The organism is Glaesserella australis (assembly GCF_003260095.1).
GTDB classification, from domain to species: Bacteria; Pseudomonadota; Gammaproteobacteria; order Enterobacterales; family Pasteurellaceae; genus Glaesserella; species Glaesserella australis.
On the sequence record NZ_PTPX01000014.1, the window covers coordinates 166,718 to 190,955 of the forward strand.

Annotated in this window: 21 protein-coding genes; 10 read left to right on the forward strand and 11 right to left on the reverse strand. The window is 41.8% G+C overall.

Annotated features, from left to right (window positions below; genetic code table 11):
• The first annotated feature begins 75 nt into the window (after positions 1-75).
• Positions 76-2,760, forward strand: a complete 2,685-nt coding sequence (secA, locus tag C5N92_RS07655; RefSeq protein ID WP_111750254.1) for a preprotein translocase subunit SecA — start codon at positions 76-78, stop codon at positions 2,758-2,760.
• Positions 2,761-2,834: 74 nt separating this feature from the next.
• Complete coding sequence (gene mutT, locus C5N92_RS07660; RefSeq protein ID WP_111750255.1) at positions 2,835-3,248, forward strand: 8-oxo-dGTP diphosphatase MutT; 414 nt, start codon at positions 2,835-2,837, stop codon at positions 3,246-3,248.
• 62 nt (positions 3,249-3,310) lie between these two features.
• Here the strand turns inward: mutT and recN are convergent, their stop codons facing one another.
• The 5 genes from recN to C5N92_RS07685 all read right to left on the reverse strand — a co-directional run bounded on the left by recN (position 3,311) and on the right by C5N92_RS07685 (position 8,702).
• Positions 3,311-4,990 carry a DNA repair protein RecN gene (gene recN / locus C5N92_RS07665; RefSeq protein WP_111750256.1) on the reverse strand — a complete coding sequence of 560 codons (1,680 nt, stop codon included), beginning with the start codon at positions 4,988-4,990 and terminating at the stop codon, positions 3,311-3,313.
• A 140-nt stretch (positions 4,991-5,130) separates the two neighbouring features.
• Positions 5,131-5,286: a FeoB-associated Cys-rich membrane protein gene (locus C5N92_RS07670; RefSeq protein WP_238138428.1), complete on the reverse strand. Its 156-nt coding sequence runs from the start codon at positions 5,284-5,286 to the stop codon at positions 5,131-5,133.
• Positions 5,283-7,139, reverse strand: a complete 1,857-nt coding sequence (gene feoB, locus C5N92_RS07675) for a ferrous iron transporter B (RefSeq protein ID WP_111750258.1) — start codon at positions 7,137-7,139, stop codon at positions 5,283-5,285. Before feoB ends, C5N92_RS07670 begins: the two co-directional genes overlap by 4 nt.
• Position 7,140: 1 nt before the next feature.
• On the reverse strand, positions 7,141-7,407 hold the full coding sequence (locus C5N92_RS07680) for a FeoA family protein (RefSeq protein WP_111750259.1): 267 nt from the start codon (positions 7,405-7,407) through the stop codon (positions 7,141-7,143).
• 104 nt (positions 7,408-7,511) lie between these two features.
• Positions 7,512-8,702 (reverse strand): BaiN/RdsA family NAD(P)/FAD-dependent oxidoreductase, encoded by a 1,191-nt coding sequence (locus C5N92_RS07685; RefSeq protein WP_111750260.1) that lies wholly within the window; start codon positions 8,700-8,702, stop codon positions 7,512-7,514.
• A 59-nt stretch (positions 8,703-8,761) separates the two neighbouring features.
• On the opposite strand from C5N92_RS07685, the gene C5N92_RS07690 reads away from it, so the two are divergent.
• Entirely contained in the window at positions 8,762-9,688 is a 927-nt protein-coding gene (locus C5N92_RS07690) for a DMT family transporter (protein WP_111750261.1), read from the forward strand.
• A 106-nt stretch (positions 9,689-9,794) separates the two neighbouring features.
• Here the strand turns inward: C5N92_RS07690 and C5N92_RS07695 are convergent, their stop codons facing one another.
• The 3 genes from C5N92_RS07695 to C5N92_RS07705 form a co-directional block, all read right to left on the reverse strand.
• Positions 9,795-10,931, reverse strand: a complete 1,137-nt coding sequence (locus C5N92_RS07695; protein ID WP_111750262.1) for an acyltransferase family protein — start codon at positions 10,929-10,931, stop codon at positions 9,795-9,797.
• Between the two features lie 123 nt (positions 10,932-11,054).
• On the reverse strand, positions 11,055-11,936 hold the full coding sequence (locus C5N92_RS07700; RefSeq protein ID WP_202820556.1) for an ABC transporter six-transmembrane domain-containing protein: 882 nt from the start codon (positions 11,934-11,936) through the stop codon (positions 11,055-11,057).
• Complete coding sequence (locus C5N92_RS07705) at positions 11,917-12,363, reverse strand: MarR family winged helix-turn-helix transcriptional regulator (protein WP_111750264.1); 447 nt, start codon at positions 12,361-12,363, stop codon at positions 11,917-11,919. The genes C5N92_RS07700 and C5N92_RS07705 overlap by 20 nt, the downstream gene beginning before the upstream one ends.
• 283 nt (positions 12,364-12,646) lie before the next feature.
• Between C5N92_RS07705 and C5N92_RS07710 the strand changes: the two genes are divergently transcribed.
• The gene (locus C5N92_RS07710) at positions 12,647-14,956 is read left to right on the forward strand and encodes a Tex family protein (protein WP_111750265.1); all 2,310 of its coding nucleotides are present in this window, start codon (positions 12,647-12,649) and stop codon (positions 14,954-14,956) included.
• A 213-nt stretch (positions 14,957-15,169) separates the two neighbouring features.
• A complete protein-coding gene (purT, locus tag C5N92_RS07715) occupies positions 15,170-16,351 on the forward strand; it encodes a formate-dependent phosphoribosylglycinamide formyltransferase (RefSeq protein ID WP_111750266.1) in 1,182 nt (393 codons plus the stop codon).
• 41 nt (positions 16,352-16,392) lie between these two features.
• Here the strand turns inward: purT and C5N92_RS07720 are convergent, their stop codons facing one another.
• Genes C5N92_RS07720 through C5N92_RS07730 form a run of 3 tightly spaced genes read right to left on the reverse strand, consistent with a single transcriptional unit; the run spans position 16,393 to position 20,126 of the window.
• Positions 16,393-16,587: a YnbE family lipoprotein gene (locus C5N92_RS07720; protein ID WP_111750267.1), complete on the reverse strand. Its 195-nt coding sequence runs from the start codon at positions 16,585-16,587 to the stop codon at positions 16,393-16,395.
• Positions 16,584-19,301 (reverse strand): YdbH family protein, encoded by a 2,718-nt coding sequence (locus C5N92_RS07725; RefSeq protein WP_111750268.1) that lies wholly within the window; start codon positions 19,299-19,301, stop codon positions 16,584-16,586. The genes C5N92_RS07720 and C5N92_RS07725 overlap by 4 nt, the downstream gene beginning before the upstream one ends.
• Positions 19,302-20,126 (reverse strand): hypothetical protein, encoded by an 825-nt coding sequence (locus C5N92_RS07730; protein ID WP_111750269.1) that lies wholly within the window; start codon positions 20,124-20,126, stop codon positions 19,302-19,304.
• Between the two features lie 79 nt (positions 20,127-20,205).
• On the opposite strand from C5N92_RS07730, the gene gloA reads away from it, so the two are divergent.
• The 5 genes from gloA (at position 20,206) to potC (ending at position 24,229) form a co-directional block, all read left to right on the forward strand.
• Positions 20,206-20,610: a lactoylglutathione lyase gene (gloA, locus tag C5N92_RS07735; protein WP_005710446.1), complete on the forward strand. Its 405-nt coding sequence runs from the start codon at positions 20,206-20,208 to the stop codon at positions 20,608-20,610.
• Positions 20,610-21,260 carry a ribonuclease T gene (rnt, locus tag C5N92_RS07740; protein WP_111750270.1) on the forward strand — a complete coding sequence of 217 codons (651 nt, stop codon included), beginning with the start codon at positions 20,610-20,612 and terminating at the stop codon, positions 21,258-21,260. The genes gloA and rnt overlap by 1 nt, the downstream gene beginning before the upstream one ends.
• Positions 21,261-21,499: 239 nt before the next feature.
• A complete protein-coding gene (gene potA / locus C5N92_RS07745) occupies positions 21,500-22,615 on the forward strand; it encodes a spermidine/putrescine ABC transporter ATP-binding protein PotA (protein ID WP_111750271.1) in 1,116 nt (371 codons plus the stop codon).
• Positions 22,602-23,462, forward strand: coding sequence for a spermidine/putrescine ABC transporter permease PotB (gene potB, locus C5N92_RS07750; RefSeq protein WP_111750272.1), 861 nt, complete (start codon positions 22,602-22,604; stop codon positions 23,460-23,462). Before potA ends, potB begins: the two co-directional genes overlap by 14 nt.
• A complete protein-coding gene (potC, locus tag C5N92_RS07755; RefSeq protein ID WP_111750273.1) occupies positions 23,462-24,229 on the forward strand; it encodes a spermidine/putrescine ABC transporter permease PotC in 768 nt (255 codons plus the stop codon). Before potB ends, potC begins: the two co-directional genes overlap by 1 nt.
• The last annotated feature ends 9 nt before the right edge of the window (positions 24,230-24,238 follow it).

Consider the following 24,238-nt stretch of genomic DNA (forward strand, 5'->3'; position numbering starts at 1 on the left):
CCGTGTCAATTTATCTTTAGTAAGTGGTGGGTCAAGACCCACCCTACAACCATTTTTATTTACTGGAAAAATTTTATGTTTACAAAATTAATGACTGCGATTTTTGGCAGTAGCAATGATCGCACTTTACGCCGTTTGAACAAACGTGTGGCACAAATTAATCGTTTAGAAGCAGAATTTGAGAAATTAACTGACGAACAATTACAAGCGAAAACCGCTGAATTTAAACAACGCCTTGCAGACGGTGCAACCTTAGACAGCTTGTTGCACGAAGCCTTTGCGACCGTGCGTGAAGCGAGTAAGCGTGTGTTGGGTATGCGTCATTTTGATGTGCAACTTATCGGCGGTATGGTACTGACCGAACGAAACATTGCGGAGATGCGTACGGGTGAAGGTAAAACGTTAACCGCAACCTTACCTTGCTACTTAAATGCGTTGACTGGCAAGGGCGTTCACGTGGTTACCGTCAATGATTATTTGGCTCGCCGAGATGCAGAAACCAACCGCCCGTTGTTTGAGTTTTTAGGAATGACGGTGGCGGTGAATATTCCAGGCTTGCCGTCTGATGTGAAACGCCAAGCCTATTTAGCTGACATTACCTATGCAACTAACAGCGAATTGGGCTTTGACTATCTGCGTGATAATTTGGCTCATAGCAAAGAAGAGCGTTTCCAACGTCCGTTGCACTATGCTTTAGTGGACGAAGTGGACTCGATTTTGATTGATGAAGCTCGTACGCCGTTAATTATTTCAGGGCCTGCGGAAGATGCGACCCAAATCTATCAAGCGATTGATAAAGTGATCCCCCATTTGATCGCTCAAGATAAAGAAGATACCGAAGAATATACGGGCGAAGGCGACTTCACTTTAGATTTGAAAAGTAAACAGGCACATTTGACCGAGCGTGGTCAGGTAAAAGTGGAAAATCTTTTGACGGAAATGGGCTTGATGCACGAAGGGGAAAGTCTCTATCACCCAGCTCGTATCAGCTTGTTGCACCACGTTTATGCGGCGTTACGCGCCCACAAATTGTTTGAAGTGAATGTGGATTATATCGTCAAAGACGGTGAAATTGTGATCATTGACGAACATACAGGGCGTACAATGGCAGGTCGCCGTTGGTCTGATGGCTTACACCAAGCGATTGAAGCGAAAGAAAAAGTGAACATTCAAGGCGAAAACCAAACCGTTGCGTCTATCACTTACCAAAACTATTTCCGTCTCTATGAAAAATTAGCCGGTATGACAGGGACAGCCGACACGGAAGCCTTTGAATTTCAACAGATTTATGGCTTAGACACAGTGGTTATTCCAACTAACCGCCCGATGATCCGTGATGATAAAACCGACTTAATGTTCAAGAGCGAACCTGAAAAATTCCAAGCGGTGATTAAGGATATTCAAGATTGTATCGCTCGCAATCAGCCTGTGTTAGTCGGGACTATTTCGATTGAAAAATCGGAAGCCTTATCTGATGCCTTAAAACAAGCGGGTATTCCGCATAAAGTGTTAAATGCGAAATTCCACGCACAAGAAGCGGAAATTGTGGCGGACGCAGGTTATCCAGGGGCGGTTACCATTGCGACCAATATGGCTGGTCGTGGTACGGATATTGTGCTTGGCGGTAACTGGAAAGCAGAAATTGCCAAGTTAGAAAATCCGACCCAAGAACAGATTGACGAAATCAAAGCGAAATGGCAGGAACGTCACGACATCGTGATGCAAGCGGGCGGTTTGCACATTATCGGTACAGAACGCCACGAGTCTCGCCGTATTGACAACCAGTTGCGTGGACGTTCAGGTCGTCAGGGCGACCCGGGTTCATCACGTTTCTATCTCTCTCTTGATGATGCCCTAATGCGTATTTATCTCAACGAAGGCAAGCTTAATATGATGCGTAAAGCCTTTACTGAAGAAGGCGAAGCAATGGAGTCGAAGTTACTCACCAAAGTGATTGCGTCTGCTCAAGCAAAAGTCGAAGCGCACAACTTTGACGGACGTAAGCAGCTTCTCCAATATGATGATGTGGCGAATGAACAGCGTAAAGCGATTTACGAACAGCGCAACTACTTGCTTGAAACAGATGATATTTCAGCGATGATCAACACCGTGCGTGAAGATGTGTTTAATGCGGTAATTGACCAATACATTCCACCGCAATCTATTGAAGAGATGTGGGACGTACCAGCCTTAGAAAACCGCTTAAGACAAGAGTTTGGCATGGATCTTCCGATTGTAAAATGGTTAGATGAAGAGAGCGATCTACACGAAGATACCTTGCGTGAACGTATCATCAACATTGCCAAAGAGCAATATGAAGCAAAAGAAGCCATGGTTGGCGCAGAAGTGATGCGTAGCTTTGAAAAAGGCGTGATGTTGCAGAACTTAGACGAGCTTTGGAAAGAGCATTTGTCTGCGATGGACTACTTACGCAAAGGGATCCATTTGCGTGGTTATGCACAAAAAGATCCGAAACAAGAGTACAAAAAAGAGTCGTTTGCGATGTTTACTGATATGCTTGATCACTTAAAATCAAACGTGATCAGCGTATTAAGCCGTATTCAAGTGCGTAGCCCTGAAGAAGTGGAACAAGCAGAGCAGGAAAGACAAGCTCACGCTGAGCAAGAGTCTTCTCACTATCACGCCGAAGGTGAAGAACAAGATTTTAGCGATTTACACATCGGACGCAATGAGCCTTGCCCTTGTGGTTCAGGTAAAAAATACAAGCATTGCCACGGTAGTAAAGCGAAGTATGCGTAATTGACAAGCGGTCGGATTTGTAAAAGTGTTTGCAAATCCGACCGCTTTCATTTTAACGAAAGGAATGAATTGATATGTCTAAACCGTTAATTCAAGTGTCTGCCGGTATTATTCGTAATGAATTTGGACAGATTTATTTAACCCAACGTCTTGAAGGGCAAGATTTTGCCCAAGCCTTAGAGTTTCCTGGTGGGAAAGTGGCGCAGGGCGAAATGCCAGAAGATGCATTACGTCGGGAGTTGGAAGAAGAGATTGGTATTCACGTCTTAAGTGCATTTCCTTATGACCATTTTCATTTTGAATATCCAACTAAAGTAATTGAGTTTTTCTTCTATTTGGTGGAAGAATGGGTTGGTGAGCCTTTCGGACGAGAAGGGCAAGAAGGTTTTTGGATTGCTCAACAAGAGTTGGATGAAGGTCAATTTCCACCAGCAAATGCTGACCTTATTCGTAAGTTAAAAGCAGAAGTGCTCTCTATCTCTAAGTAGTATTTACTTTTTCTCTCTTAGTCTCAATATAGGTCGGGCATTGTTCCCGACCTTGAAAACATTTAGTCTCTTTCCGCCAAATCTAACATCTCTTGTGCATTGGCTAGGACAGTATCTGTAATTTTCTCTCCACCGAGTAATCTTGCTAAAGCTTTTACACGTTCTTTTGGAGTAAGCAAGCTCATTTTGGTCTCAGTTTGGTTATTTTCGACCTGTTTTTGTACATTAAAATGATGATGTCCGTGGCTTGCCACTTGCGGTAAGTGCGTGACACATAACACTTGGCATTTTTTGCCCAACTGACGCAATAATCGACCGACCACTGTTGCTGTTGGTCCACTAATTCCTACATCGACTTCATCAAAAATAATGGTCGGTGTCGAAAGTTTATTGGCGGTAAGTACTTGTACCGCAAGAGAAATACGGGATAGCTCACCGCCAGAAGCAATTTTGGCTAACGGTTGAGCATTTTGCCCTAAGTTACTGCGTAAGTTAAATTCAACAAAATCTGCCCCATTAGCAGATAATTTGTCGAGATTATGCTGAATATCAATGAAAAATTCGCCATTTTCCATCGCAAGTTGTTTGATCTGCTTCGTTACTTGAGCAGCGAGTTTCTGCCCTGCTTCAACACGTTTTTGATAAATTTTTTCAGCTAAATCAAGACATTGCTGATGGGCTTGTTGTTCATCTGCAATTAATTGCTCTTCGTTATCAGCGAAATCTAGTAAGGTTTGAAGCTCTTGTTGTAATTCAATATGTTTCTGCCATAGTTTTTCTGGTACAACGTGGTGTTTACGAGCCAGTTGTATTGTTTTGCTTATACGTTGATCTAATTCCTGTAACAATTCGGGGTCTTGCTCAATTTTATTTGCTAAGTGATTAATTTCTGAGCTTGCTTCCTGCACTTGAATCAACGCTTCATTCAGCATATCTAGCGCAGATTGATACTGGCTATCGACTTCAACCAGCTCTTCTAAATCTCGGATAGCACGATAAAGCATTGAGTCCACATTGGCATTATCATCACTCAATAAATTAAGAACAGACTGCGAAAGCTCTGTCAGTTGTTCTGAATTGGCTAGACGAGCATGATCTTCTTCTAGTTGCTCAAATTCGTTCTCTTTAATGGCAAATTCATCTAATTCTTCAACTTGATACTGCAATAATTGTTTACGAGCTTCATTTTCTTGGCATTGTTGATGAAAATTTTTGACCTGTTTATGCAATTTTTTCCAGGTTTGATATTGTGCGGACATTTCCACCAAAAGCGTATGCAAGTTGGCATAATTATCCACTACTTCAAGTTGATATTCGCTTTTGAGCAATAATTGTGGAGCATGTTGACCATTGAGATGAATAAGATATTGCCCTAACTCTCGCAGTTGAGATACAGGTAAAGGATGATTATTTACAAAGGCTTTGGAACGTCCTTCTTGGTTGATCATTCGACGTAAAATACATTCGTGTGGGTTATCTTCATCGAGTAACTCATGCTCTTTTAGCCATAAGTAAGCAGGGCTATTTGGCTGCATAGAGAAAGTCGCCGAAATATCGGCTTTATCCGCACCATTGCGGATCATACTGCTTTCAGAGCGATAGCCTAAACATAGGCCAAGAGCATCAATCCCGATAGATTTCCCCGCACCTGTTTCCCCTGTAATCACAGACATTCCTTCATTTAGTTCAAGGGTTAAATGGCGAACGATAGCAAAATTGTTGATAGTTAATTGAGTTAGCATAAGAAAATACCCATACGAATACTGTATGGGTATATAGTAAAACTGTTTTTATAAACAGTAAATAGGTTTTGCAAAATTTTTTTTCAGATCTCACCGCTTGTTATGGAAACAAGCGGTCATTTATGTGCTATTTTTGCAAGTCAACTCTCTCCATGACATCCACCTTGACCTTTCTTACCACAACATTTATCGCAGCCACTACATAAGTTGCGTTTACGGTTTAAGACGAATTTCCATACAATGTAGCCGACACAAGCGACAACAATAACACCCACAATAATATTCTGAATCATCATACAATCCTCAAAGCAATGTGATATACCACAAGGGCGAAAATATAAGCCAACGCAAAGAGATAAGCTGTGATAAGTGCCGTCTGTTTGGTGGACTTCGTTTCACGTTTGATTACAGCAAGTGTTGCCATACACATTGGTGCATAGATATACCAAGTGATAAAGGCAAGCGCTACCGGTAAGCCCCAATCATTATTTACAACAGGGATAAGTGCATCAACAATCTGATCTTCAGAGCCACTCATTGCGTAAACCGTACCTAAGGCGGCGACCACAACTTCTCGTGCTGCAATGCCGGGTATCATGGCAATACACATTTGCCAAGTGAAACCGAGCGGGGCAAAGATAGGTTCGATGAAATGCCCTAACATACCGGCAAAGGTATAATCAATGTCAGGGGCTGCCGCACTTTCAGGGGGCGCAGGGAATGTGACTAAGAACCATAAAATAACGCTTAATGCAAAAATAACAGTCCCTGCACGTTTTAAAAATGCACTCACTCTATCCCATAAGCTTAAACAAATATGGCGGAAGTTTGGCATACGGTAGGTTGGCAGTTCCATAAGCAATGGGAAGTGTTGAAGCCCGCCTTTGCGTAAGGCGAAACGTTTTGTGACATAAGCCGCTAATCCTGCTGATAAAATACCGATAAAATAGAGTCCAAAGAGTGTTAAGCCTTGTAAGTTGAAAATCCCCCAAACAGTTTGTTCAGGAATGATTGCCGCAATGATGAGTGCATAGACAGGCAAACGAGCAGAGCAAGTGAGCATTGGGGCTATCGCTATGGTGACAAGTCGTTCTCGTGGATCTTGAATGGTTCTGGCGGACATTACCGCAGGGACAGTACAAGCAAAACTTGAGAGTAGTGGGATAAATGCTCTCCCTGAAAGCCCACTTTTAGCAAGGAAATTATCCAGTAAGAATGCGGCTCTAGGTAGATAACCTGAATCTTCTAACACTAAAATAAAGGCAAATAGAATAGTGATTTGTGGTAAAAAGACTAATACGCCACCGACGCCAGCAATAATGCCATTAACGATCAGATCCGCTAAAATCCCTTCAGGCAATGTGCTTTCCACCCATTCTCCAAGAGTGCCAAACAGATCTTCAATCAGCCCCATTGCAGGTTCTGCCCACGAATAGACCGCTTGAAACACTAACAGTAAAATAACTAAGAGCAGAGCAATCCCCCATACAGGGTGCATCACTATTTTATCCAAATGTTCGTGCCATTTTGGTAACTCTATGTCACGTTTAACAACATCAGCAAGAATCTGCTCAACTTGTTGGTAAAGCTGTTGGCTATCAAGTTGCTCTAATTGTTGCTCTGCATCAGCAGTATCTAGGGGAGTGGATTGTTGATATGGTAAAGCCTTAATCGCTTCACGCAGTGATGAAATACTCTCTTTTTTTATCGCAACGGTTTCTAATACGGGGACTTCAAGTAATTGGCTCAGTTTGTCTGTGTCAATTTGTAATCCCCTTGAACGTGCAATATCGCTTAAATTAAGAGCAACGAGTATCGGCAATCCTAAGGTTTTGATTTCCAACACCATTCGCAGAGTCATACGCAAATTGGTTGCATCAGCAACGGCAATAATCGCATTAGGTCGCTGCCCGATTTTCCCTAAAACTACATCTCGGGCAACGGCTTCATCTGGGCTTGTGGTTCTTAGGCTGTAGGTTCCCGGTAAATCAACAATGCGGATATTGGCATCATCAATAAAGCGTCCTTCTAATTTATCGACAGTCACACCTGCATAGTTGGCGACTTTGGCGTTTGCCCCCGTGAGACTATTAAATAAAGCAGTTTTGCCACAATTTGGTGCGCCAAGTAATGATATAGAGTAACTCATATCATCTCTCCAAAATCTGACACACAATTTTATTCGCTTCAGGTTCACGCAAAGCAAACTGCGCTCGATTGCCTAAACGCACAACATAAGGCCCTTTACCTAATGGACCTTTTGCAATCATAGTCAATAGCATCCCTTTAGAAAAACCAAGATCAGCTAATCGACGGCTGACAATACTATCTATCTCTCCAAAAACATGACTAGAGACGATGTCATGGATTGTGGCAGATACATTTTTTTCAAGGGAAGAGAGTGTAACCATAGACATACGATATTCCTTTATTATTTGCTAAATTAAAGTAGCGAAAGTATAGTAAATGCGAATAAATCGTAAAGTCATTAAATTTTGTAAGTTTGATGAAAAGCAAATAATTATACTTTTTCTATTACACTCTCCGCACACGCAAACGCCGACGACCACGCCCACTGGAAGTTATAACCACCGAGCCAGCCTGTAACGTCCAATACTTCGCCGATAAAATACAAGCCCGACACATTTTTCGCTTCCATTGTTTTTGATGAAAGATAATCGGTATCTACGCCGCCCATTGTCACTTCTGCGGTGCGATAGCCTTCGGTGCCGTTGGGTAAGAAGTGCCAGTGGTGGATCAACTGATCTAATGCAGTAAGATCAGATTTACTTAATTGGGCAATCACCTGATCGTTAATCATCTGTTGTTCGATCCACAGTTCGACCAATTTTTTCGGTAAATGGCGAGATAACACGGTTTTTAACTGCAATTTCGGCGAAGATTGACGCAGTTCGCTTAAAATATCCGGAATAGAAGCGGACGGCAGTAAATCAATTTCGACCGTTTCACCTAAATCCCAGTAGTTTGAAATCTGTAAAATCGCAGGACCCGATAAGCCACGATGGGTAAAAAGCATTTGATTGCTAAAGGTTTTATGGCGATTACTGACAGATACAGGCAACGAAATGCCCGACAAACTGGCAAAGGCTTTATCGCTCTCTTTCCAAGTAAATGGCACAAGGCTTGCCCGAACAGGCACGACAGGAATACCAAACTGTTCGGCTATTTTATAGCCAAAAGGACTTGCTCCCAGCCCAGCCATTGATAAACCGCCTGTAGCGATAATCAGATTTTCGGTTTGGTAGCTTTCGCAAGCGGTCTGAATATGGAAAAAATTTGCAAATTTTTCAATGTTTCCGACCGCTTGTCGTAGCTGAATTTCAACCTTGCCTTTATCACATTCCGCTTGCAACAGATCGACAATCTGCTGCGAGCTTTCATCGCAAAACAGTTGTCCTAACTCTTTCTCGTGATAAGCAATGCCGTAACTTGCCACGAGCGAAATAAAATCCCAGTTGGTGTAGCGAGCGAGTGCCGACTTCACAAAGTGGCGATTTTGGCAAAGATAGTGGTTTGGCGTCACGTCCAAATTGGTGAAATTGCAAAAACCGCCGCCCGACATCAAAATTTTCCGCCCGATTTTTTTGCCGTTATCCAGTACCAACACCGATTTACCGCCTTGCCCGATCTGTGCCGCACAGAATAGTCCAGCCGCCCCCGCCCCGATAATAATTGCATCGTATTGTTTCATATCGCCCTTTTTATGTGAAATTGCTAAAATAGCCTATCTTTCGCTATTTTATCCTGATTATGTGGAAAAATCCCCTGATATTGAATTTTCTCTATGTGTTTGCGATTGGTTTGAACATCGTTTTGCTTCGCTATTTTAGTCTCCACTTTGACGCTCTCAACAATAACGGCGTGCGATTTACCGTTGGTGGCTTGGTGTTGCTAGGGTTGGTGTGGCTGAAATATCGGTATGATTTGCGCAAGCTGATAGCACAGCCAAAACTTGCGCTGATTGGCGTGGTTATGGGCATCATGATGTGTGCCAATATGTATTTCTGGCTGAAAGGCGTGGCTTTGACAAATGCCGTTACAGCTTCGGTTTCAGGCGTTCTTGCAATGCCCTTTGGGATTTTAGTAGCAGCGATTTTCTTTCAAGATGAACGGCAAAAACTCAAAAACAAAACCTTTTGGATCGGCAGTTTTCTCACGATCTCCGGTGCGTTGGGGTTTGTGTGGTATGGAAAAACGATTGAGGTCGGTGATTATTTTCTAGTCGGTTCTTTTTTCCTTTTACTCTCGATTTTGATCCGCAATGTGCAAAATTTGTTGGTGAAATTCATTAATCATCAAATTAATGTCGCTACCCTTAGCTTTCTGACATCGCTCACAGCAGGGCTATTAAGCCTGCTGTTAAGCCAACAAAGTGGCAAGCTGTCTGAATTAAGCCTTATTTCTACCTTTCTACTGATAAGCCTGATCCTTGTCGGTATTTATGCTATTGGAGCTGGAATGGTGCTGACTTTTCACATCATTCAACAACAAGGCATTGTTACCTATCAAGTGCTTGAGCTACTTATGCCGATTTCTACGGCATTTATCGCTTATTTGTTACTTGGAGAAAAAATTGCGTTGGCACAACTGCTGTTCGCCGTTGTAGTGATGATTGGGGCGAGTATGGCGTTGGGGTTGATGCCAATAGAGCAAAAGCGATATAGAACAAATAAATGACAAGCGGTGGGATTTTCAGAGAAATTTGCAAATGGTAAAAACTATAACTTTCTCTGAAAAGATGCTTGCCAAACATTAAATAGTTAAGACAACACAGTGCAATTCTCTAATGTTTTAAAAAAGGTCGCTCAATAAACCAATATGTCAGAATACTACTGATCACTGTTACAAAATAGACCATGGGGAGATAGTAAATAAATGTGTCTAAATTAGCGTGATTGAAATCGTAGAGATTAAACAGACTGAACGCTAAATAGAGATAAATCCCATGACTAAGATAAATGCTATAGCTTATCTCACCAAGCTTTCTTAGTCCCATAGTATTTAATAAGCCACCAAAACTGTATCCGTTTGAAATTAAGGCAAATCCAACTGCGATGAGACACATTTGCTCAGCAGAATAACCTTGTGTAAAGAAAAAAATATAGCTAAATAACACTACCATTGGTAGATGCAGATAATGCTGATACTGCTTTACAAATTGTTGGATAGCTGTTTTGCAAACGACACTTGGCAATGCTAATACAAATAGCCAATATAATGAGTAATTTGTATTTTTGATAACAAGAAAAGCAACAAGAGATGCAAGTGAAATTATCAACAATGGTACTTTTTTCTGTTGCCACAATAGATAAATTAATGGCAGGCAGAAATAAAATCCCCATTCATAAATTAATGTCCATTGGGCATGAGAGCTAATAAATCCAGAGTTAAAGCCATTTAAATCTATTGGATTGAATTTTAACCAATGGAACAAAAACTGGAAAAATTGACCGCTTGTATAATATTCTGAAGGAAGTATATATAACGTAATTATACAAACCACTAAAATCATCAAAAGATACATTGGCAGAATTCTTTTCAATCGGGATTTCAATAACTTAAGCCAACTTATAGGTTGGTTATTAGTGGTTGTATCGGTAGTATTAGCATTAATTTTGGATAGGAAAAGATAGGCGGTAGTCATAAAAAATAGTGATACAGATACTGAACCTAAGTTATTGAGATAATGAATTTTAGGTGCGACCCAGCCCTGTCCTGTTTTCCATGTGAATGTAATGTAGAAATGATGCACGAGAACGGATAATGCTAAAATTCCACGTAAACCATCTAAAGGCGAGTGGCGGTTCGCAGATTGCTGGGAAAGCAATGGTAAGGGTTTCAAAAGAAAATGCGATACTGCTAAGCATAGTACAAAAATACCGAGTAATGGTAGAGTTTGATGAAACTCAGGGGTAAACATAGTCTGATAGCTCCTTAAATGAAGGAACCCATTTTAAAATAAAATGTGTAAAGATAACTAGGATATTTATGCAACTGCTACATAAAACCACAAAATATCCTAATCCCAACCATTTGCTTCCCTTTATCCCACATCTACCCGTTTGCCAATATCTTTTAATTTGGATAATTCTTCGGTCAGTCTCGGCATATCATCAAGGCTCATTGCAAAAGTCCAAAGATAGGTGATAACCGCATAAATATGCCCGGCCGTTACCCCTTGTTTGAGCGTCAGTACCGCCAGCGTTACGCAAAACAACACGCCCAATGCCGCCCCGATACACAAATAACTGACCGCTTCACGATTGGAAATCAAAATCCGCAATTTTTCTACCAAACGATAATGCTTAATCAGTTCGGCATTTTTGGCACGTTCCACGCAATCCACTTCCTTTTCCAAGCGGTTATTGAGCTTAAAATACAAGCCGTCATTGACTTGGGTAAATTTCGGCAACATCGCCCCAAACATCAGCAAAATCGCCAATGCCACCACGCCCGACCAAAATTCAATCAGCAATAACATCACCACCGCCCCCACAATAGAAAAAGCGGAAGTGATTAAGGTGGGCAAATGCTGCTCAAAAAAATTCACAAATTCACGCGACAATGCCACGCGTGCCGTGGTGGTGGACGTATCAAAGCCTTGATTTCGTTGGTTTAAAATCACAGGTACGGCAAGTTCACTATAAATTCGCGTAAACGCCCGCGTATCCACCGCCCGCCGTGCCGAACCCACCGCCCACATCACAAACACCATCAAACCATACGCCAAAGCCGAAACCACATCGCCTTGCAATACCGCATTAACCGCAAAACTGCCGACCAACGGATACAACAAAAACAGCAAATTTTCCGCCATTACCAACGCAAACGTGGCAGACAGCCGTTTTTTATGCGTGATGGCGATATTTTTTAAAGTGCGAACCATGTTAGGTTCAAGCGTTACATCAGGATTTATCGTGTTCATATTCATCAATTTTTTGGTTAAATGTGGCACTAAATTCACGCATCAGCGTAAATAATTGCACGATTTTTTCATCGCCAAATTCGGCAAAGGCAAGTTCGCTCACCGAGCGTGTGGCGTGAAAAATCGGCTCGGCTTGGGTTTTGCCTGATTCGGTTAAGTGCATGATTTTTTCGCGTTTATCGTTGGCACTTTCGGCAAATTCAATCCAGCCTTTCTCTTTGTATTCTTTGCAAATATTGAAAACGGTTTGTTTGGGCAAATACCAATCTTCGCAAATTTGCTTTTGCGTACAGCCGTTTTTTACCGTTTGTGCCAACGCATACAGCACGGCAAAGTGATTGTAATTTAAGCCTAATTTGCTTATCCAATGGTTTAGGGCATTGTCCATTTCGCTAATGCAATTGCCCAATTCGTCAAAGTGGTTCATTAAGTAGTCCTAAAATTTACTAATTTTAGGCATTATACAAAGATTTTTAGAAAAGGAAAGAAATTAGTATTAAAACTTACTATTATGTAATGACATAAAATAATATTGATGAAAGCTGACAAATTACCATTTAAATTGAAAATGCTATCTAATAAATTTTATTTAGATGGAATTTTTACTTAGGTTAAAATTTTCAAACTTCTCAAAAATCCCCCCCTTTCGCTATTTCCCCATTTCCCTGTTAAAATAGCCGGCAAATTGATGTTATTTTACAGGAAAGACAATGACAGAACTCAATCACCAAATCAGCCAAATTATTGCCACCGAGCTAGCGGTGCGATCTGAACAAATTTTTGCGGCGATGACCTTGCTTGACGAGGGCAATACCATTCCGTTTATCGCGCGTTATCGTAAGGAAGTTACGGGCGGTTTGGACGATACCCAACTTCGCCATTTTGAGACCCGTTTGCTCTATTTGCGTGAGCTGAACGACCGCCGTCAAACCATTCTGAAATCCATTGAAGAACAAGGAAAGCTCACCGATGAATTGCGTGAGAAGATCGAGCAAACCCAAAGTAAAACAGAGTTGGAAGATCTCTATTTGCCTTATAAACCGAAACGCCGTACCCGTGGGCAAATTGCGATTGAAGCAGGGCTTGAGCCGTTGGCGGAGAGCCTTTGGAATGATCCAAGCCAAGTGCCTGAAGTGTTGGCAGAAAGCTATGTTGATGCGGATAAAGGCGTTGCCGATGTGAAATCAGCACTTGACGGGGCGAGATATATTTTAATGGAACGTTTTTCGGAAGATGCCGAACTGCTTGCAAAATTGCGTCAATATCTCACCGCTAATGCCACCCTTGAAGCGAAAGTGATCGAGGGCAAAGAGCAAGAGGGCGAGAAATTCCGTGACTATTTTGCTCACAGTGAGCCGTTGAAAAATGTGCCGTCTCACCGAGCTTTAGCGATGTTCCGTGGGCGTAACGAGGGCGTGTTGTCGCTGAATTTAAATGCCGATCCTGATGCGGAAGAAGGCAGTCGCTCAAGCTATTGCGAGGAGATTATTCGTGAGCATTTGGGCGTGCAACTTCGCCAACAGCCTGCGGATCACTGGCGTTCGCAAGTGATTGCGTGGACGTGGAAAATCAAAGCCTTGCTACACCTTGAAACCGAATTAATGGCGGCGTTGCGTGAGAAAGCGGAAGAAGAGGCGATTGACGTGTTTGCCCGTAACCTGTCAGCATTATTAATGGCTGCACCTGCTGGGGCGAGAAACACAATGGGCTTAGACCCTGGTTTGCGTACAGGGGTGAAAGTGGCAGTTGTGGATAACACGGGCAAATTGTTGGACACGGCAACGATTTATCCACATACAGGACAAATGGACGCTGCAATGGTGACCATTTATAAACTTATCAAACAGCATAATGTGGATTTGATTGCGATTGGTAACGGTACGGCTTCTCGTGAAACGGAACGTTTTGCTAAAGAAGTGATTAAAGAGATCAAAGAGAACAAACCGCAAACGGTGGTAGTGAGTGAAGCTGGGGCTTCGGTCTATTCTGCGTCAGAGCTTGCAGCGGCTGAGTTCCCTGAGCTTGATGTTTCATTGCGTGGGGCTGTGTCGATCGCTCGCCGTTTACAAGATCCGTTGGCAGAATTGGTAAAAATTGAACCAAAAGCCATTGGTGTAGGGCAATATCAGCACGATGTTAATCAGTCGCAACTAGCTCGCAAACTTGATGCGGTGGTGGAAGATTGTGTAAATGCGGTGGGCGTGGATCTGAATACCGCTTCCGCACCGCTTCTGGCTCGTGTGGCTGGAATGAGCAAAACGTTGGCTCAAAATATCGTGGCATACCGTGATGAAAACGGGCGTTTTAACTCTCGTGCTGACCTGAAAAAAGTCGCTCGCTTAGGTCCGAAAGCCTTTGAACAGTGTGCGGGCTTTATGCGAATTTTAGGCGGAAAGAACCCGCTTGATGCGTCTAGCGTTCACCCTGAAGCCTATCCTGTGGTCGAAAAAATCTTGCAAGCGACCGCTTCAACCTTAGGCGACTTAATGGGCAATGCCACCAAAATTCACAGCTTAAATGCGAAAGATTTTGTGGACGAACAGTTTGGCTTGCCGACCGTCAATGATATTTTTAAAGAACTGGAAAAACCAGGACGAGATCCACGGGGCGAGTTCAAAACGGCAACCTTTATGGACGGCGTAGAAGAGATCAGCGACTTAAAAGTCGGTATGATTTTAGAGGGAACCGTCACCAACGTGACGAATTTTGGGGCGTTTGTCGATATTGGCGTACACCAAGACGGCTTAGTGCATATTTCAATGCTATCCAACAGCTTTGTGGAAGATCCGCACCAAGTGGTCAAAACAGGCGATGTGGTTAAAGTCAAAGTGTTGGAAGTCGATGCAGCCCGTAAACGTATCGCCCTGACAATGCGTTTAGACGATAAGCCTACGGATAAACGTGACACAAGCGGTGAGAAACGCAAAGAATTTAGCAAATCCGACCGCTCGCAAAAGCCTGAACGCCAAAGTTTTGGCAATAATGCCTTTGCTGATGCGTTGAAGGGGTGGAAGAAATAAAAAATAGCTGTACAAAACATCCAACTCGTAGGGGCAGGATTTATCCCCGCCCTTAAGCATATCCACATTTCTTTGGGCGGGGATAAACCCCGCCCCTACACTGCTACGACGTAAGTTATCTATGTCATTGCCCTTTATTTTTGATAAAAAAACTAAAAAGCAAACGTTTGCTTTGCTATAATGTCCGCAGTTTTTCAACAAAAGGACACAAAAATGACAACCATCGGCACTCCCTTAACTCCAAAAGCAACCAAAGTGATGATGTTAGGTTCTGGTGAACTTGGCAAAGAAGTCGTGATTGAGCTTCAACGCTTAGGCGTAGAAGTGATTGCGGTCGATCGCTATGAAAATGCTCCTGCTCAACAAGTCGCACACCGTGCTTACACCATTTCTATGTTAGACGGTAGCGCATTACGAGACTTGGTCGAAAAAGAACGCCCTGATTTTATTGTGCCTGAAGTGGAAGCGATTGCAACGGACACCTTAGTCGAATTAGAGCAAGAAGGCTATCACGTGATTCCTACGGCAAAAGCGACCAAATTGACGATGAACCGTGAAGGGATTCGCCGTTTAGCTGCAGAAGAGCTAGGCTTGAAAACATCGCCTTATCGTTTTGTGGATAACCTTGAGCAATTTAAACAGGCAGTGGCAGAGATCGGTATTCCTTGTGTGGTAAAGCCGATTATGTCGTCATCAGGTCACGGACAAAGTGTAGTGAAATCTGAAGCCGATATTCAACCTGCGTGGGAATATGCACAACAAGGTGGGCGAGCGGGTGGTGGACGTGTAATCGTTGAAGGTTTTATCCAATTTGATTATGAAATTTCGCTTTTAACGGTGCGTCATATTCACGGCACTTCATTTTTAGCACCGATTGGACATATCCAAATTGATGGTGATTATCGTGAATCGTGGCAGCCACAAGCGATGTCGGAAACAGCATTGAAAAAAGCCCAAGCAGTTGCAGAGAAAATCACGACTGCGCTTGGCGGACGTGGAATTTTCGGCGTAGAGCTGTTTATTTGTGGTGATGAAGTGATTTTTAACGAAGTATCGCCACGCCCGCACGATACGGGAATGGTGACGCTGATTTCACAAGAACTATCCGAATTTGCCCTACACTCTAGAGCGATTTTAGGCTTGCCGATCCCTGAAATCAGTTTAATCAGCCCATCTGCGTCTAAAGCGGTGGTAGTTGAAGGCAAATCAACGCAAGTGACTTTCGGTAATTTAGCAAATGTACTTGCCGAACCCCATACCAATCTACGTTTATTCGGCAAAGGCGAAGTGAACGGACATCGTCGTCTAGGCGTGATTTTAGCTCGAGATGAAAGTGTGGAAAAAGCCCTTGAAAAAGCTCGACGGGCTTATGAGAAATTAGAAGTTAGTTTGTAAAAAACACGTTGAAAGTGACCGCTTGTCATTGAGATAAACGGTCACTTTTGTGTTTCAGCGTTATCAACTGTTTTTATAACCGCTCTTGATTGCTTATCCATTGTCACTTCAATTTTGTGATCCACCACTACATTCATATTAATTGTAATACCTTCAGGCGGTGTTTCAAGTTGTACTTTAGGGGTACAAGCGGTCAGATTTAGGCAAAAAATTGCAAAAAATAGTGGTGTTTTCATTGTTTATCCAACTGTTGATAAATCGAGTGTTCAATATTTTGTTCAAACTGTGAGCCATAATTAATCAGTTTCCACAGGTCGAACATATTTTCTTTATGGGTGTAGTTTAAATTTACTTTGGCTTGTTGATGTTCCGTGAGCCTTGTGTGAATGTTGGCAGAAAGTTGCATATCGCCTTTACTGTCTAAATTCACACTGGCATTGAAATCATCAATTTCACTTTTATTGACCATATAAGCCAAAATCTGTTCCGTGTATCCCCCTTGTTTTATCGCCTTGAGCAATTCAGGGGTAAATTTTAGGTAAGATCGCTCCGCTTGAGTCAAAGTGCCGTTGCAAATATAGCAAGGTTTGCCCGAAAGCCAAAATGGGAAAGTGCCATTGACTTTGCCTGTTAAATCAAGCTGATGATATTGGGCTAATTCTAAAATTCGCTCAAAGCGAATATCAAACAGTTTTAAATAGGCAATCTGCGTTTGTGGCAAGGCAAAGCGTTCGACGTTCAATTTGCCATCAAGTAAGTTCAAGCTTAATTCCCGTAAAAACAATGGCTTACGTTTGCTATAAGGCAAATGCCCTTGAATTTTTACGTTCACATTTGTGATTGGAATACCAACATTGACTTCATCGATGTTCACATCAAGGGCTTTTTTCACCCCAATATCCACTTCGCCTTGTTTGTACTGATAAGGCAGTGAAAAATCAATGCCCTTAATTTCACCGTTTGGCAACGATATTGCCCCATTGCGAATAGCGAAGTGTCCGCCTGCGATTAAGCCACGTTCATTGTTAGCACTAAAAGCCGTTTCGCCTTTGATTGTGCCATTGGTGATAATCCATTGATTTCTAAAAGGAAAGAGACTTTGGAAAACATTTGCGGGCTGTTCCGACCAATAAAGTTTACCGATTAAGTCGCTGGCATTTTTAGTCAGTTTTCGGCGAGCAAAGAGTTTAATTGGTCCTAATTTATTGGCGGTCACATCGCCCCGAAAGTTGAGATTTTCCACTTCGCCGTAGAAATTCAAATTCGCCGTCGGTTTCTCTAACATTCCACCGTAGGAAAAATTCATTTGTGGAGAGAAAAGTGTTACGCCCCCCGTTAAATGAAATTTATCGTAATCAAAGTTAATCGGCTCGTTTAATACCAATTCCATTTTGGGAATCGTCACGCCATTTTTCTTAATTTGAGTCAGATCGCCTTTAAATTCAGAAAGTTGAACTAAATCCTTGTGCCACACGCCACGCCCTGAGATTGCAAGCGGTCGGTTTAGGGCTTTTATTTGCGAATTTCCCCAAAAACGCCAATTCCATTGATCTTTTACCGCATTGTTCTCAGTTGGATCTTGAAAAAATTCCAACGCCCCTGCTTTGAAATTACGGGCGAATCCGTCTAGTCGCATTTCAATCTGTTTAAAATCGGGGCTTTCTCCACGAAAAATCGCCTGTAAACGCCCGTGAATACCCTGTTTATCTACACGTACGCCAGCCAGTGGGAAACGTAAATCGTTGATGGTTAAAAAACGTTCCGTTCCTGTTAAACGTAACAACGCACCTTGTAAAAAACGAAGGGTAAGATCATTAAATTTGCCACGCAGATCAAGGGGAACCGCACTATATAAAATGTAGTTTCCTTGCTTGATATTACCCGTGATTTGTAGCAGAAAGGTCAGCTGATCTGCCAGAATTTCCCCTTGCGGACTGCTGATCACCACATTGCCTTTGCCCTTATCATTTTGGGTTAATAGGCTAATGCGTAAAGCGGTTTTTATCGGGTAAAGCTCATTTAAGGTAAAACCGTTTGGCGTGATCGTTGTGGTCAGATAAGCCTTGAGTGGAAAGCTGTCTGTCAGTTGCCAGTCGATTTTACCCTGCTCAATAATAAGGCTGTTAAAATCAAAGCGAAACGGCAAGGTAAACTGATTTTCAGGCGTGGTCGCTGAGCTCAGCTTCCATTCGCCCTGTAATTGCTCATCTTGCTTTTTCCAAGTAAGCGTTGAATTGCCTTGTTGCAAACTTGGCTCTGCAATCAAGGTTTCAGGCAGTTGCCATTGATACTGCAACGAGAGATCGTCAGGTAAGCTAAACAGTTGATCTTTTAGTTGAGCGGTAAGATCGGCAAGGTGTTTTTCTTGCTCATTGGGTTGGTAATGGAGTTGAGCCGTCAGTTGTTGATTTGTAAAATTTGCGTCTAATCTGACCGCTTGTTGCTTCAAGTAAGCGGTCAGTTTTTGCTGAAACAAGGCAAGTTTAATTTCACTTGGCGATTGCAGTAGCGTTTTCAAACGTGCGTGCATTGTCTCAGGCAAGTTTTTCCACGCCAGTGATTTAATCTCCGCTTCCCCTTCAGGCAATAGGGCAAGGATATTTTTTATTGTATCGGACGGATCGCTTTGGCTTTTCTCTGTGTTTGGAAACAGCGCAAAACAGGCATAATCTACCGTTGCTTGATTAAGGCGGATTGAACGAGTTTCCACCCATTGAACTGCTAAGTGATCAGCCGAAATCAGCGGACAATCTTGATAATAAAGGGTAAATTGCGGAAGAACCGCTCGCGCTAAACTTGGCTCAATGCCGTTTGGTGTCTCAATTTTCCAACCTTGTGGCAACACCATATTGATCGCAGAAGTCAGTTGGCTGCCAGAAAGCAATGATGCACCGCTTGCGATTAAAATCGCAAGCACTGCACCAATCACCATAAGACTTCTATATAGCATTTAGAGTATATTCGTAAACGGATAAAGCATTGCAAGGAAGGTCGCTACCGTCCAAGCGGTCGGATTTTTGATGTTTTTTCCCTGTTTGCCTAATAGCAACCAAGCCAACATCAGCAAAATCACAAATTGCACCGCAAAGAAGATAAAATAAGGATAAATAACCATTTCAGGCATAATCGCAAGTTGTTGATATAACACGAAAATTACCCAAATATAATTGATGATTAACACCCCAAGTGCGATTAATACCAACAGTTTCAAAAAGCCTTCTAAACGGCTTTTTGCCAACATCAAATACCAACCGCTTAATAAAACCCCGAGCAGAATTTGAGCGAAGTTGTTGGCTCTGAGCCAGTTAAACAGCGATGGCAGTTCATACCAATAAATCAGCAGATATTGAAATAATCCAATCGCTGTGATACCTAAACCGCAGTAGATCACCGTGCGATAAACGTCGTCATCTTTTGGCAATTTCCAATAAATAAAAGGAAGGATAACCGACGCAAAACCTACGATTAAGGCAGGGGAATGTTTTGGCGTAAAGGCAAGGGAGTAGAGTAGATTACCTATGGCAAACACCGCCAAAAACGGCAAAATAGCAGTTAATCGCCCTTTTTGTCCTGGACAGATTTGCCCTTTCCACAACACTACAAAGCTAATCAAACAAACCACAAAAAAGGCAAACAGATAAGGCGACATAAAAATCGCATTCTGTGGAGCAAAGTAGTGATTGAGCGACATTTCAATCAATAACATCGTCACCAACGGCAAAATAGCGTGGGTGGCGATTTCTAATTTAGATGGAGTATCGTGATTGTGAGACATAGTTTTAATTCAAAAATGATTTTAAAGTGAGATTATGCCATAATATCAACATTATTTTCTATTTCAGGGAGATTTTATCATGCGAATTTTACATACGATGTTGCGTGTTGGAAACTTAGAGCGTTCAATCAAATTTTATACTGAAGTGCTTGGTATGCGTTTGCTCCGCACAAGCGAAAACGAGCAGTACAAATATACCCTTGCTTTTTTAGGCTATGCTGATGAAAGCGAAAGTGCGGTACTTGAACTCACTTACAACTGGGGCGTAGAAAGCTATGAATTAGGCACGGCTTACGGACATATTGCGATTGGCGTTGATGATATTTATGCGACCGTTGAAGCCGTTCGCCAAGCGGGTGGTAAAGTAACCCGTGAAGCAGGGCCTGTGTTGGGTGGAAAAACCGTGATCGCCTTTGTAGAAGATCCTGACGGCTACAAAATTGAGTTTATCGCAAATAAAGATGCACAAAAGGCGCTGGGTTAATGGCTGAGACGGAACAAGCGACAGATTATAATTTGCTCAAAAACCGTTTTCGTGGCTATTTGCCTGTGGTGATTGATGTGGAAACGGGTGGGCTAAATGCTAAAACAGATGCCTTGCTTGAAATTGCCGCTATTACGCTCAAAATGGACGATAACGGCTATTTGCAACTTGATGAAAAATTTCACCGCCATATTCAGCCTTTTGAAAATGCCAATATCAATCCCGAAGCCTTGAAGGTCAATGGGATTGATGTGGATTGTGCTGAGCGTGGTGCTGTGCCTGAAGATGTGGCAATTACCGAGATGTTTAAAATGGTGCGTAAAGCGGTGAAAGCGAGCGGTTGCCAACGTGCCGTAATTGTGGCACACAATGCGACTTTCGATCAGGCGTTTTTACACGCCGTGGTGAAACGGATTAACGCCAAACGTGATCCTTTTCACCCTTTTGCGATGTTTGATACCGCTACCCTTGCTGGCTTTATGTATGGGCAAACGGTGCTTGTCAAGGCTTGCCAAATGGCACAAATTCCCTTTGATGGTAAGCAAGCTCATTCTGCATTATACGATACAGAACGTACCGCTGAACTGTTTTGTACAATGGTAAATAAGCTAAAAGAGTTGGGGGGATTTCCGCCCACCGCTACACTATAATTTGATTATCGGCAATTAGGCGAAAATGAATTCGCCTAATTGCAAAACTTTTATTGAATCTTACCGCTTGTATTTAAATAATTTCCCCTAAAATTGTAATTTTTTCTTTCATTCCCCCCCCATTCGCTATATCATTGCAAGCTATTTCAAAAGCGTATTTGTTACGTTTTGGTCATGCTGATTTTTTAGTCAGTTTTTTGCATTTTCTCAACAATGCCCTAGGGGGAAAACAAAAATAAATGGAAAAGTTAGAGCAACAAAAACCAATTATTGAGCTTCGTTCTATAACGAAACGTTATGGTGAAAAAACAATTATTGATGGCTTAGATCTTACAATTAATGATGGTGAGTTTTTAACTATTCTTGGTCCGTCAGGTTGTGGTAAGACGACAGTATTGCGCTTAATCGCAGGTTTTGAAGATTTAACCGATGGTTCAATTATTCTTGATGGACAAGATGTATCGAATATTGATGCTGAGCAACGTCCAGTCAATACGGTTTTCCAAAGTTATGCCCTTTTCCCTCATATGACGATTTTTGATAACGTCGCCTTTGGTTTACGTATGCAAAAAGTGCCAGAAGAGCAAATTAAACCTCGAGTAATGGATGCATTACGTATGGTGCGTTTGGAAGAGATGGCTCCACGTAAACCGTCACAACTTTCAGGTGGTCAGCAACAGCGTATTGCTATTGCTCGTGCGGTGGTTAATCAGCCTAAAGTGTTATTGTTAGACGAATCTCTCTCTGCACTTGACTATAAATTACGTAAAGAGATGCAGCACGAATTAAAACAGTTGCAACGTCAATTAGGCATTACCTTTATTTTCGTGACTCACGATCAAGAAGAAGCATTAACTATGTCTGATCGTATTATTGTGATGAACAAAGGTAAGATCCAACAAGATGGTTCTCCACGTGAAATTTATGAAGAACCAAGCAATTTATTTGTAGCACGTTTCATTGGTGAAATTAACGTCTTTGATGCAACGGTGATTGAACGTGTGACAGAAAAAACCGTTAAGGCCAATGTAGAAGGTCGTATTTGCGAAATTTATACTGATTTACCTGTTCACCCAAATCAAAAATTAAAAGTATTACTACGTCCAGAAGATATTGTCATTGAAGAATTGGATGAAAATGAAAGTGCAAAAGCGGTGATTGGTCACATTAGCGATCGTACTTATAAAGGAATGACATTAGAATCCAACGTTGTTTTAGATCATAACCAAATGAAAGTATTGGTGAGTGAATTCTTTAACGAAGACGATCCGCATATGGATCACTCTGTAGGGCAAAAAGTGGCATTAACATGGCACGAAGGCTGGGAGGTTGTACTCGACGATGAAGACTGCTAGTAATAAATTCCAAAAAGTTACTGTTGCGGTTATCTTCGGTTGGTTAATTTTCTTTGTATTAATCCCGAATTTACTGGTGTTATTTACCAGTTTTATGACCAAAGACAGTAGCAACTTAATTGAGTTTACGTTCTCTTTAGAGAGCTATGGGCGCTTAATTGATCCACTTTACTCACAAGTATTGTGGAACTCGCTCTATATGGCAGGTATTGCAACCATTATTTGTTTGGTTGTGGGTTATCCTTTCGCCTTTATGATTGCAAAGTTACCCGCAAAATATCGTCCATTTTTACTCTTTTTAGTGGTGTTGCCGTTCTGGACAAACTCATTAATTCGTATCTATGGAATGAAAATTTTCCTTGGGGTAAAAGGGATCTTAAATGAGACGTTATTATCTTTAGGTCTTATTAGCGAGCCAATTCGTATTTTAAATACAGAAATCGCTGTAGTAATTGGTTTAGTTTATATTTTGCTACCATTTATGATTTTACCGCTTTATTCTTCTATTGAGAAAATTGATGGTCGTTTATTAGAAGCAGCAAAAGATTTAGGTGCGAATGCATTTCAACGCTTTGTTAAGATTATTATTCCATTGACGATGCCAGGTATTGTGGCAGGTTGCTTACTTGTATTGTTGCCAGCAATGGGTATGTTCTATGTGGCAGATTTATTAGGTGGTGCGAAAGTATTACTTGTAGGTAATATCATTAAGAGCGAATTCTTGGTGACGCGTAACTGGCCATTTGGCTCTGCAATCAGTATTGCATTAACTGTCCTAATGGCGTTAATGATTTATGTTTACTATCGAGCAAACAAACTGATGAATAAGAAAATGGAGTTAGAGTAATGAGTCGCGTATTGAAAAGCTTTTTTATGTTTGTCGTGTACGCATTCTTGTACATTCCAATCATCATTTTAGTGGTAAACTCTTTTAACGCAGATCGCTATGGTTTAACGTGGAAAGGGTTTAGCTGGAACTGGTATGAGCGTTTATTTAGTAATGACACGCTCATTCAAGCAGCAACAAACTCTATTACCGTTGCCTTTTTTGCAGCAACTTTTGCAACGCTCATTGGTGCATTAACATCTATCGCTTTATATCGTTATCGTTTCCGTGGAAAACAGTTCGTAGGCGGAATGTTATTTGTGGTCATGATGTCACCAGATATTGTTATGGCGGTATCTTTACTCGCATTATTCATGCTTGTTGGTGTGGCTCTAGGTTTCTGGTCATTATTATTAGCGCATATTACGTTCTGTTTACCTTATGTTGTAGTCACAGTCTCTTCACGCTTAAACGATTTTGACTCAAAAATGCTAGAAGCAGCGAAAGATTTAGGTGCGAGTGAATTTACGATTTTACGTAAAATCTTGTTCCCACTATTGTTACCAGCAATTATTTCAGGTTGGTTGTTAAGCTTCACTATTTCACTTGATGACGTTGTTGTTTCATCATTTGTGACCAGTGCAAGCTATGAAGTATTACCACTGAAAATTTTCTCGTTGGTGAAAACAGGGGTAACGCCAGAAGTGAATGCGTTGGCAACTATTATGATTGTTTTATCGTTAGCTCTAGTGATTTTAAGTCAGTTAGTGCTGCGCAAAAAAGATTAATCTTTTCAT

Excerpts from the sequence above, each read along its gene's own strand:
- C5N92_RS07695 (WP_111750262.1), bottom strand. The coding sequence starts at position 10,931 with ATGTTTACCCCTGAGTTTCATCAAACTCTACCATTACTCGGTATTTTT.
- potA (WP_111750271.1), top strand. The coding sequence starts at position 21,500 with ATGGAAAAGTTAGAGCAACAAAAACCAATTATTGAGCTTCGTTCTATA.
- potC (WP_111750273.1), top strand. The coding sequence starts at position 23,462 with ATGAGTCGCGTATTGAAAAGCTTTTTTATGTTTGTCGTGTACGCATTC.
- C5N92_RS07700 (WP_202820556.1), bottom strand. The coding sequence starts at position 11,936 with ATGAACACGATAAATCCTGATGTAACGCTTGAACCTAACATGGTTCGC.
- recN (WP_111750256.1), bottom strand. The coding sequence starts at position 4,990 with ATGCTAACTCAATTAACTATCAACAATTTTGCTATCGTTCGCCATTTA.
- gloA (WP_005710446.1), top strand. The coding sequence starts at position 20,206 with ATGCGAATTTTACATACGATGTTGCGTGTTGGAAACTTAGAGCGTTCA.
- potB (WP_111750272.1), top strand. The coding sequence starts at position 22,602 with ATGAAGACTGCTAGTAATAAATTCCAAAAAGTTACTGTTGCGGTTATC.
- purT (WP_111750266.1), top strand. The coding sequence starts at position 15,170 with ATGACAACCATCGGCACTCCCTTAACTCCAAAAGCAACCAAAGTGATG.
- C5N92_RS07680 (WP_111750259.1), bottom strand. The coding sequence starts at position 7,407 with ATGTCTATGGTTACACTCTCTTCCCTTGAAAAAAATGTATCTGCCACA.
- C5N92_RS07690 (WP_111750261.1), top strand. The coding sequence starts at position 8,762 with ATGTGGAAAAATCCCCTGATATTGAATTTTCTCTATGTGTTTGCGATT.
- C5N92_RS07685 (WP_111750260.1), bottom strand. The coding sequence starts at position 8,702 with ATGAAACAATACGATGCAATTATTATCGGGGCGGGGGCGGCTGGACTA.
- C5N92_RS07710 (WP_111750265.1), top strand. The coding sequence starts at position 12,647 with ATGACAGAACTCAATCACCAAATCAGCCAAATTATTGCCACCGAGCTA.
- C5N92_RS07705 (WP_111750264.1), bottom strand. The coding sequence starts at position 12,363 with ATGAACCACTTTGACGAATTGGGCAATTGCATTAGCGAAATGGACAAT.
- C5N92_RS07730 (WP_111750269.1), bottom strand. The coding sequence starts at position 20,126 with ATGTCTCACAATCACGATACTCCATCTAAATTAGAAATCGCCACCCAC.
- C5N92_RS07670 (WP_238138428.1), bottom strand. The coding sequence starts at position 5,286 with ATGATGATTCAGAATATTATTGTGGGTGTTATTGTTGTCGCTTGTGTC.
- feoB (WP_111750258.1), bottom strand. The coding sequence starts at position 7,139 with ATGAGTTACTCTATATCATTACTTGGCGCACCAAATTGTGGCAAAACT.
- C5N92_RS07720 (WP_111750267.1), bottom strand. The coding sequence starts at position 16,587 with ATGAAAACACCACTATTTTTTGCAATTTTTTGCCTAAATCTGACCGCT.
- mutT (WP_111750255.1), top strand. The coding sequence starts at position 2,835 with ATGTCTAAACCGTTAATTCAAGTGTCTGCCGGTATTATTCGTAATGAA.
- rnt (WP_111750270.1), top strand. The coding sequence starts at position 20,610 with ATGGCTGAGACGGAACAAGCGACAGATTATAATTTGCTCAAAAACCGT.
- C5N92_RS07725 (WP_111750268.1), bottom strand. The coding sequence starts at position 19,301 with ATGCTATATAGAAGTCTTATGGTGATTGGTGCAGTGCTTGCGATTTTA.
- secA (WP_111750254.1), top strand. The coding sequence starts at position 76 with ATGTTTACAAAATTAATGACTGCGATTTTTGGCAGTAGCAATGATCGC.